Source organism: Acidovorax sp. HMWF029 (assembly GCF_003060895.1).
GTDB lineage: Bacteria > Pseudomonadota > Gammaproteobacteria > Burkholderiales > Burkholderiaceae_C > Acidovorax.
In genome coordinates this window covers 1-3180 of record NZ_QAIH01000176.1, presented here as the reverse complement: position 1 = coordinate 3180, position 3180 = coordinate 1, and the positions used below count along the sequence as shown (strand labels likewise).

At 69.2% G+C, this 3180-nt stretch carries 3 protein-coding genes; 2 read left to right on the top strand and 1 reads right to left on the bottom strand.

Annotated elements, in window-relative coordinates; translation table 11 throughout:
• The coding region (locus tag DBR12_RS22810) for an NmrA family NAD(P)-binding protein (RefSeq protein WP_233244418.1) at nt 1-270 on the bottom strand (270 nt) is incomplete at its 3' end.
• Nucleotides 271-412: 142 nt separating this feature from the next.
• Here DBR12_RS22810 and DBR12_RS12205 point away from each other — a divergent pair.
• Both DBR12_RS12205 and DBR12_RS12200 read left to right on the top strand, forming a co-directional pair.
• A complete protein-coding gene (locus tag DBR12_RS12205; protein ID WP_108617489.1) occupies nt 413-1297 on the top strand; it encodes a LysR family transcriptional regulator in 885 nt (294 codons plus the stop codon).
• A gap of 178 nt (nt 1298-1475) precedes the next feature.
• Entirely contained in the window at nt 1476-3059 is a 1584-nt protein-coding gene (locus DBR12_RS12200; protein ID WP_233244417.1) for a DUF4139 domain-containing protein, read from the top strand.
• The last annotated feature ends 121 nt before the right edge of the window (nt 3060-3180 follow it).

Sequence of the window (3180 nt, the reverse complement as noted above, 5' to 3'; positions counted from 1 at the left end):
GGCGGGGTTCAGCGCATGCACCACCACCTGCGCGCCCTGCGCCTGGGCTGCCAGCGCAGCGGTGTCATCCACCGCCACAGGCATCCACCACACGCCAGGAATGGCAGGCAGGGCGGGCCCACGCGCAGCGGGCCGCACCTGGGCCAGCACCTGCCAGCCGGCCTGGGCAAAGGCCCGGGCCGCCGCCAGGCCCAACCGCCCCCGTGCGCCCAGGATCAACACGGTAGAAGGGCCGTTTGTGCCGGGGGAGCAACGGGGAGGATGGGTCATGTCGGGGCTCCATTCATAAGGGATGGAGCGATTGTGAAAACGCAGCCACCGTTACACAATTGCCTAACTGTTCATAGCAGCAATGCAAAATTGAATACCTCTACCCACCCCACGGCCACCCCGATGCGGGCACGCTATCGCCATGAACACAAGCTTTGACTGGAGCCTCGTGCAGTCGTTTCTGGCCGCGCTGGACCAGGGCAGCCTGCTGGGCGCAGCCCGGGCACTCAACGCCAGCCAGCCCACCATCGGCCGCCACATTGCCGAGCTGGAATCGCAGCTGGGCGTGGTGCTGTTCGAGCGCACCGGGCGCGGCCTGCTGCCCACGGCCACGGCGCTGCGACTGGCTGAATCCGCCCGCGCCATGGAGGCGGGCGCGCACCAGCTGGCGCGCAGTGTGTCGGGCGCTGAGGCGGGGGTGACTGGCACCGTGCGCATCACCGCCAGCCAGCCCGTGGCCTGCGTGCTGCTGCCCCCGGTGCTGGCACGCATGCGCCTGGCGCTGCCCGAGGTGCAGGTGGAGCTGGTGGCCAGCAACCAGGTCACCAACCTGCTGCGCCGCGAGGCCGACATTGCGCTGCGCATGGTGCGCCCCGACCAGGTCAGCCTGGTGGCCAAGCGCATCGGCGCCGTGACGCTGGGCGCCTACGCCCACCGCGACTACCTGCGCCGCAAGGGCACCCCCCAGCAACCCACCGACCTGCTGCAGCATGAGCTGGTGGGCAACGACCGGCACGAAGACATCCGGCAAGGCTTTGCCGCCATGGGCTACCCGGTGGAGCCCCAGCACTTCGCGTTCCGCACCGACGATCTCATGGCTTACTGGGAGGCCGTGCGTGCAGGGCTGGGCATTGGTTTTGTGGGCAACTACATGGCCCGCACCGACCCGAACGTGGTGGCCGTGCTGCCCATGCTGCCCCTGCCCGAGCTCCCCATCTGGCTCACAGTGCACCGCGAGATCCGCACCAGCCGCAAGATCCGGGCGGTGTATGACTTTTTGGCGGCGGAGGTGCCCTTGGTACTTTGAGAACGTGTTGACGCTCTCCACCTGTTCCAGGCCACGGCGGCTGCTAGCATCCCATTCCCTTTGTCCACCGCGCCCAAGGAGCCCCGTGATCCAGCCCTCACTTCCCTCGCGCTTGCACGCCCCACACCCACTGCGGCCCCTGTGCCTGGTCAGCATCGCCCTGCTCTGCAACGCGGCCTTGCCTTCCCACGCTCAAGACACCTCCCGCATCGCCCGCGTCACCGTCTACCCAGGCAGCGCCACGGTGGAGCGTGTGGCCAAGGTGCCTGCGGGCGCGCGCAGCCTCACGCTGGGCTGCTTGCCCGCGTCGCTGGACGCGCAAAGCCTGCAGATCAACGCCGACCCCGCCGTGCGCGTGGGCGAATTCAATGTGCTCACCGAAGACCGCGATGTGGCGGCAGGCTGCGCGAGCCCGCTCGACGGCCGCATCCGCGAGCTGGAGGACCAGATCGCGGGGGTGAAGGCCGAAGCCTCTGCGCTGCAACTGGTGGACGGCTACTTGCGCAGCGTGGCGCAAACCGGCGCGGGCACGGAGGCGGCAGCGCCTGCCACCACCGCCGCCCGTGCCGCCACCCCGACGCCCGTGCAGATCACTGCCACCGCCGAGGTGCTGCGCAAGTCCGGCCAGGACAGTGCTGCACGCGCACACCAGCTCCAGCGCAAGCAAGAGGCGCTGGAACTGGCCCTCAAACCCCTGGTGGCCGAGCGCGACCGCGTGGCCAGCCAGCGTGCGCGGGTGGTGACGGTCACCATCCACCTGGCTGCCGAGCGCGAGGCCGAGCTGCGCCTGTCCTACCAAGTGCGCGGCCCAGGCTGGCAGCCCAGCTACCGGGCCACGCTGGATGCGAACAAATCCACGGTGCTGATCGAGCGCCAGGCGCTGGTGGCGCAAAACAGCGGCGAAGACTGGGGCAATGTGCAACTGACCTTGTCCACCGGCCAGCCCGGCCGCGCCACCCAGGGCCGCCTGCCGCGCGAGTGGACGCTGGATGTAGCCCAGCCGCCACGCCCCATGGCCGCAGCCGCACCGGCGATGGCCATGGCTGCAGCACCATCGCCCGTGGCACGCTCACGCAATGTGACCGAGGAGGACAAGATCTCCTTCGACGTGAGCACCCTCGACAAGGGCTTTGCCACCGAATTCGCTGTGCCGCAGCGCATCACCGTGCCATCGAGCGGCCAACGCGTCACGCTGGCGCTGGGCAGCCACACTGCCCCTGCCACGCTCATCACCCGCACAGCCCCCGCCGTGGAGGATGCGGCCTACGTGGTGGCCCAGATCGCACAGCCGCCTGGCGTGTGGCCTGCGGGCCCGGCAGGGTTGTACCGCGACGGCGCGTTTGTGGGCAACGGCCGCATCGACTTTGGCGCGCCCAGTGCGGGCGCCCCGGCAGGCAGCACCAGCCTGTCGTTTGGCCGGGATGAACGCGTCACCGTGCGGGCCGAGCCCGTGCAGGACCTGACCGGCAGCACGGGCTTTACCGGATCGCGCACCGAGCGCAAGACACGCCGCGCCTACAGCGTGGAAAACCGCCACACCACCGCCATCACGCTGCAGGTGCTGCATGCCGCGCCGGTGTCGCGCAACGAGAAGATCGAGGTCGAATCGCGCTACCAGCCCCAGCCTGCGGAAACGGCGTGGAACCGCACCCCCGGCACCGCAGCGTGGCTGCAGCCCCTGGCCGCAGGCGCCACCGCGCAGTTCAGCGCCGAGCACACGATCCGCTACCCCAAGGACATCGAGCTGCTGGAACGTCAGTAAAGAATGAAACAACCCCTGAGGCGCTGCACACGTTCACCCTTTCTCGCTGCGCGGGGGCGCTGGCCTGGGAGGCGCCAAGTTGCATACGCCTGTGAATGACACGTCGCCCTGTTGATTGTTG

Excerpts from the sequence above, each read along its gene's own strand:
- DBR12_RS12205 (WP_108617489.1), top strand. The coding sequence starts at position 413 with ATGAACACAAGCTTTGACTGGAGCCTCGTGCAGTCGTTTCTGGCCGCG.